This is a genomic window from Streptomyces alkaliterrae (genome assembly GCF_007097205.2).
Taxonomy (GTDB): domain Bacteria; phylum Actinomycetota; class Actinomycetes; order Streptomycetales; family Streptomycetaceae; genus Streptomyces; species Streptomyces alkaliterrae.
Genome location: NZ_VJYK02000354.1, coordinates 1 through 5,238 on the forward strand (window position 1 = coordinate 1; position 5,238 = coordinate 5,238).

Consider the following 5,238-nt stretch of genomic DNA (forward strand, 5'->3'; position numbering starts at 1 on the left):
GCTCCCAGTAGACGACTGGGTTGATAGGCCGGAGATGGAAGACCTGTGAGGGTTGGAGTTGACCGGTACTAATAGGCCGAGGGCTTGACCATATGTGCTCGCGTCCACTGTGTTGGTTCTGAGGCAATGAACAGCCAGAACCGGTTGTACTTGAATCAAACAAGTCAACTGAAGAGTGTGCTTGTTCGCTGACCTTGTCGGTTTCCGCTTCCATGTGGAGCGGTGATGAGGTTTCGGTGGTCATAGCGATGGGGAGACGCCCGGTTACATTCCGAACCCGGAAGCTAAGCCTGTCAGCGCCGATGGTACTGCATGCGGGAGCGTGTGGGAGAGTAGGACGCCGCCGAACAATCTTTGAGAGAGGGCCGTCGGCCCCAGCAAGTGCGCTGGGGTTGGCGGCCCTCTTCTTTTTGCTTTTCCCGACAGATCGCGCTCGTCGTCGTGGCGCGTGAGAATGGCTGTGGGACGGCCAGAAACAAGGAGTCACGTTGATGTCGAACTCACCTGAGGACCGGCCGTACAGGCCTGCCAGGTCGGAGGGCTCGGGCCAGCGTCGTCCGGGCGACCGCAGCGGCGGTGGCTACCGTTCCGGGCGTTCCGACGAGCGTCGAGGCGACCGCCGTGAGGGCGACCGTCGTGACTTCCGCCGTGATGACCGTCCGCGTGGTCCGCGTCGGGACGATGAGCGGCGCCCGTACAACCGGGATCGTGACGACCGTCCCCGTGGCCCGCGTCGGGATGATGAGCGGCGTCCGTTCGATCGTGATCGTGACGACCGTCCGCGTGGTCCGCGTCGCGATGATGAGCGGCGCCCGTACAACCGGGATCGCGATGACCGTCCGCGTGGTCCGCGTCGGGATGATGAGCGGCGCCCGTACAACCGGGACCGTGATGACCGTCCGCGTGGTCCGCGTCGGGATGATGAGCGGCGCCCGTACAACCGTGACCGCGATGACCGTCCGCGTGGTCCGCGTCGGGATGATGAGCGGCGCCCGTACAACCGTGACCGCGATGACCGTCCGCGTGGTCCCCGTCGGGATGATGAGCGGCGTCCGTACAACCGGGATCGTGACGACCGTCCGCGTGGTCCCCGTCAGGATGATGAGCGGCGTCCGTTCGACCGGGATCGCGATGACCGTCCGCGTGGTCCGCGTCGGGATGATGAGCGGCGCCCGTACAACCGGGACCGTGACGACCGTCCGCGTGGTCCCCGTAGGGATGACGAGCGGCGCCCGTACAACCGTGACCGCGACGATCGCCCGCGTGGTCCGCGTCGGGATGACGAGCGGCGTCCGTACGGGCGTGACCGCGACGACCGTCCTGGCGGCTTCCGTCGGGATGACGAGCGGCGTCCGTTCGATCGTGATCGTGACGATCGTCCGCGTGGTCCGCGTCGGGACGATGAGCGGCGTCCGTTCGACCGGGATCGCGATGACCGTCCCCGTGGTCCGCGTCGGGATGACGAGCGGCGTCCGTACGGGCGTGGGCGGGACGACCGTGGCGGGTACCGGGGTGGCGGTGGTCCTCGGCGTGAGGGGTTCGGTCGTGACGACCGGCGACAGGACCGTCCCCCGCTGCGTCGACTGCCGATCGACGAGGACGTCACCGGCGAGGAGCTGGACGCTGCGGTGCACCAGGAGCTCCGTACGTTGCCCAAGACCCTCGCTGAGGACGTCGCACGCAACCTCGTCATGGTGGCGCGCCGGCTGGACGAGGATCCCGAGGGCGCTTACGGGTACGCGAAGGTCGCTCTGCGGTTGGCGTCTCGTGTCCCGGCCGTGCGCGAGGCTGCCGGCTTCGCCGCCTACGGGGTGGAGAAGTACGGGGAGGCGCTCGCGGAGTTCCGTGCGGCTCGCCGTATGACGGGTGCCCAGCATCTGTGGCCGGTGATGGCCGACTGCGAGCGTGGCCTTGGCCGTCCGGAGAAGGCGCTTGCGATGGCGGGCGAGCCGGAGGTGCAGAAGCTCGACAAGGAGGGCCGCGTCGAGATGCGGCTGGTGGCCGCGGGTGCTCGGCGTGACATGGGTCAGGCCGAGGCCGCCGTGGTGACTCTCCAGTGCTCCGAGCTCAACGCGAACTCCACGCAGCCTTGGTCCGCGCGGCTGCGGTACGCGTACGCCGACGCGCTGCTGGCGGTCGGCCGTGAGGAGGAGGCGCGTGAGTGGTTCGCGAAGGCGCTTGAGGCAGACCAGGGCGGGATGACCGACGCTTCGGACCGGCTGGCGGAGCTTGACGGTGTCGAGTTCACCGACGCCCTCGACCCGGAGGCCGAGGGCCTGGAGGTCGATGAGCCGAAGGTCGATGAGCCGAAGGTCGATGAGCCGCGGGGCGAGGACCGGGACGACGAGGACCGGGACGTCGACGGCGGCGAGCGCTAGCCGCTGCCGGCGCTGAGGATCTGAGACGACCGGAGGGGCGGGGTAGGGGCGAAGGCCCTACCCCGCCCCTCCGGTCGTTCACCGCTCCGCCGACTCCTCGTCGAGGGTGCGGAGCACCAGCCCCGTGGCCGGTTTCGGGCCGAAGGACGTGGACTTGCGGGGCATCATCACGCCCTGGCGGGCGAGTTCCAGCACGGTGTCCTCGCTGACCGGGCGCATCAGCACGGCGGTGCCGCCGGTGCGGTCGGCCTGCGTGGTCGCGGCGTCGGCGGAGTGCAGGTAGCTGATGTCGGCGGGCTGGTCGGGCACCTTCCACACCTGGTCGAGCAGCACGGAGTGCAGCACCGTGGCGTCGAGTTCCCGCCAGGCGGCCGGCCGGTCGGCGCGGACGGCGTCGGCGACCAGTCGCGGGTTGATCCGGTCGACGAGTTGGTAGGTGCCGCCGCCGTAGAGCAGGAACGCGTTGCCCTCGCTGTCGTCGAGCGTCCGCAGCGCCTCCTTGAGGGGCGCTTCGACGGGCCGGCAGCGGGCTTGGCCGGCAAGCAGCCGAAGTGCCGCCTCTGGGGCGAGGCGGGGGAGCACGCGGTGGATGGCGTGCACCTCCAGCGGGTGGTGGTTGCTGTCGACGAGCAGGACCAGGCCGTGTTCCCACGCGGGGTCGCCGGGGTGCTCCTGGCGGAGTCGCAGGTAGGTGGCCCAGCGGTGGTGTCCGTCGCCGATGAGGGCCCGGCGGGTGGCGAGGTCGGTGGTGATCTCGGCGTGTTCGTGTGGGTCGGTCACGGCCCACAGGCGGTGTCGGAAGCCGTCCTCGGTGTCCGTGCTGAGCAGCGGTTCGCGGCGGACGACGCGTTCGGTGACGGCGGTCGCGCCTCGCTCGCCGTCGTCGCCCCGGTAGGAGAGCAGGAGGGGTTCGAGGTTGGCCCGGGTCTCCTTCATCAGGCCGAGCCGGTCGGCGACCACCTGGGGCATCACGTCCTCGTGGGGGAGTACGACACCCTCCTCCGGGGGCGTCAGGCGCAGCGCGCCTATGAGCCCGCGCTGAAGCGTGTCGCCGCGCTGCTGCTCGTACACGTAGAACGCGGGCAGCGCGTCGCGGACGAGGACGCCCTCCGCCTCCCAGCGGCGCAGGGTGTCGGCGGCCAGCCGGTGCCGGGCCGCGGGGTCGGCGGTGTGCGGCAGGATGAGCCGGACGATGTTGTACGGGTCCGCCGTCTCCAGCTGGTGCACGCCGTCGGGCCGGACGACGACGTCGTACGGCGGTGAGGTGACGGCGGCGAGACTGCGCACCTTGGCACTGTCGTAGCGCAGGCCGCGAAAGGGGGTGAGGCGGAGTCCGTCCAGATGCATCCGAGAATGCTATGTCTCCGGGACCCCGAGGTGGGAACCGCTTCGACCGGTACTGGACAATGCCGGTCGGGGCCGTCGCGGCCGGACCCGGACACCACCTACCCGGAGGGATCGTTCGACGATGCTCGGATCCTGTGCGCGAGCGCTGCACACCACGTACGACACCGCGCTGCTTGACCTGGACGGTGTGGTGTACGCCGGTGGGGAGGCGGTCGGACACGCGGTGGAGTCGCTGGCGCGCGCCCGGGCCGCCGGGATGCGGCTGGCGTATGTGACGAACAACGCGGCTCGTACTCCGCTGACCGTCGCCGACCACCTGACCAGGCTCGGTGTGCCGGCGGAGGCCGGGGAGGTGGTCACCTCGGCGCAGGCGGTGGCCCGCATGATCGCCGAGGACGTCGGCGTCGGCGCCCGCGTGCTGTGTGTGGGCGGGGAGGGGCTTCGGGTGGCGCTGGCCGAGCGCGGCCTGGCCGTCGTGGAGTCGGCCGACGACGCGCCGGACGTGGTGGTGCAGGGCTACGGCGGCCCCGAGCTGCCGTGGGGGCGGCTGGCGGAGGCGGCGCTGGCGGTCGGGCGCGGTGCCCGCTGGTACGCGTCCAACACCGACCTGACGATCCCCAGCGGTCGCGGTATCGCGCCGGGTAACGGGGCCGCCGTGGAGGTCGTGCGGATCGCGACCCGGTGGATGCGGGAGGCACCCGAGCCGAGGGTGGCTGGGAAGCCGCTGCCGCCGATGCACCGGGAGAGCATCCTGCGGACCGGCGCCGAGCGGCCCCTGGTGGTCGGGGACCGGCTGGACACGGACATCGAGGGCGCGGTGAACGGCGGAGTGGACTCGCTGCTCGTGCTGACCGGCGTCACCGACGGCGCGCAGCTGCTCGCCGCGCCGCCCGGGCGGCGTCCCACCTATGTGGCCGAGGACCTGCGCGGTCTGCTGGAGGCCCATGGGGCGGCGACGGAGTCCGACGGCGGCTGGCGGTGCGGTGGCTGGCTGGCCCGGGTGGCCGACGGGGAGCTTGAGCTGTCCGGCGGCGGCGAGCGGGTGGAGGCGCTGCGCGCGCTGTGCGCGGCGGCGTGGTCGGCGGCGGACACGGCGCCCGGGGTGCCGGGCGGTGTGCCGTGCTCGGAGAAGGCGCTGGCCCGCGTCGGCCTGTGACGGCGGAGCGGCTACGGGCGGGTGATCACCCGCCCAGCGCCTCCTGCCGCAGCTGTTCCTCGCTGGCGCCCAGCCGCCAGTAGCCGGAGAAGGTTATCCGGCGGCGGTCCAGTCCGCGCTCGTGCACGAGGTGGCGGCGCAGGGCTCTGACGCCGCCGGCCTCGCCCGCCAGCCAGGCGTAGCCGCGTCCGTCGGGTAGTTCGGCGTCGGCCACCGCGCGGGTGAGGCCGCCGCGACGGGCCGGGTCGCCGCCGTGGGTGGACCAGTGGGCGTGGGCGTGCGCCGGTAGCGGCGGGAGGGCGTGCCGGTCGTCCTCGTGCGGCACCTCGAGCCACAGCAGGGCGGGCAGGTCGGGTG

At 71.6% G+C, this 5,238-nt stretch carries 5 protein-coding genes and 2 rRNA genes; 4 read left to right on the plus strand and 3 right to left on the minus strand.

Annotation, left to right across the window (positions count from 1 at the left end):
* Both FNX44_RS23470 and rrf read left to right on the plus strand, forming a co-directional pair.
* Window positions 1-92: ribosomal RNA gene (locus tag FNX44_RS23470) — 23S ribosomal RNA — on the plus strand; the annotation flags it as partial.
* A 140-nt stretch (window positions 93-232) separates the two neighbouring features.
* Window positions 233-349 (plus strand): 5S ribosomal RNA (rrf, locus tag FNX44_RS23475).
* 151 nt (window positions 350-500) lie between these two features.
* Here rrf and FNX44_RS28625 read toward each other — a convergent pair.
* Complete coding sequence (locus tag FNX44_RS28625) at window positions 501-1,634, minus strand: hypothetical protein (RefSeq protein ID WP_194362477.1); 1,134 nt, start codon at window positions 1,632-1,634, stop codon at window positions 501-503.
* Between FNX44_RS28625 and FNX44_RS28630 the strand changes: the two genes are divergently transcribed.
* A complete protein-coding gene (locus FNX44_RS28630; protein WP_228450152.1) occupies window positions 1,584-2,378 on the plus strand; it encodes a tetratricopeptide repeat protein in 795 nt (264 codons plus the stop codon). The two genes, FNX44_RS28625 and FNX44_RS28630, sit on opposite strands and share 51 nt — an antisense overlap.
* A 78-nt stretch (window positions 2,379-2,456) precedes the next feature.
* On the opposite strand, the gene FNX44_RS23485 is transcribed toward FNX44_RS28630, so the two are convergent.
* Window positions 2,457-3,725, minus strand: a complete 1,269-nt coding sequence (locus FNX44_RS23485) for a DUF1015 family protein (protein ID WP_143650849.1) — start codon at window positions 3,723-3,725, stop codon at window positions 2,457-2,459.
* Between the two features lie 121 nt (window positions 3,726-3,846).
* Here FNX44_RS23485 and FNX44_RS23490 point away from each other — a divergent pair, with 121 nt between their 5' ends.
* Window positions 3,847-4,881, plus strand: a complete 1,035-nt coding sequence (locus FNX44_RS23490; protein ID WP_143650850.1) for an HAD hydrolase-like protein — start codon at window positions 3,847-3,849, stop codon at window positions 4,879-4,881.
* Between the two features lie 25 nt (window positions 4,882-4,906).
* Here FNX44_RS23490 and FNX44_RS23495 read toward each other — a convergent pair.
* Window positions 4,907-5,238: siderophore-interacting protein (locus FNX44_RS23495; protein WP_143650852.1), on the minus strand; the 332-nt coding region annotated here is incomplete at its 5' end.

Excerpts from the sequence above, each read along its gene's own strand:
- FNX44_RS23485 (WP_143650849.1), bottom strand. The coding sequence starts at position 3,725 with ATGCATCTGGACGGACTCCGCCTCACCCCCTTTCGCGGCCTGCGCTAC.
- FNX44_RS23490 (WP_143650850.1), top strand. The coding sequence starts at position 3,847 with ATGCTCGGATCCTGTGCGCGAGCGCTGCACACCACGTACGACACCGCG.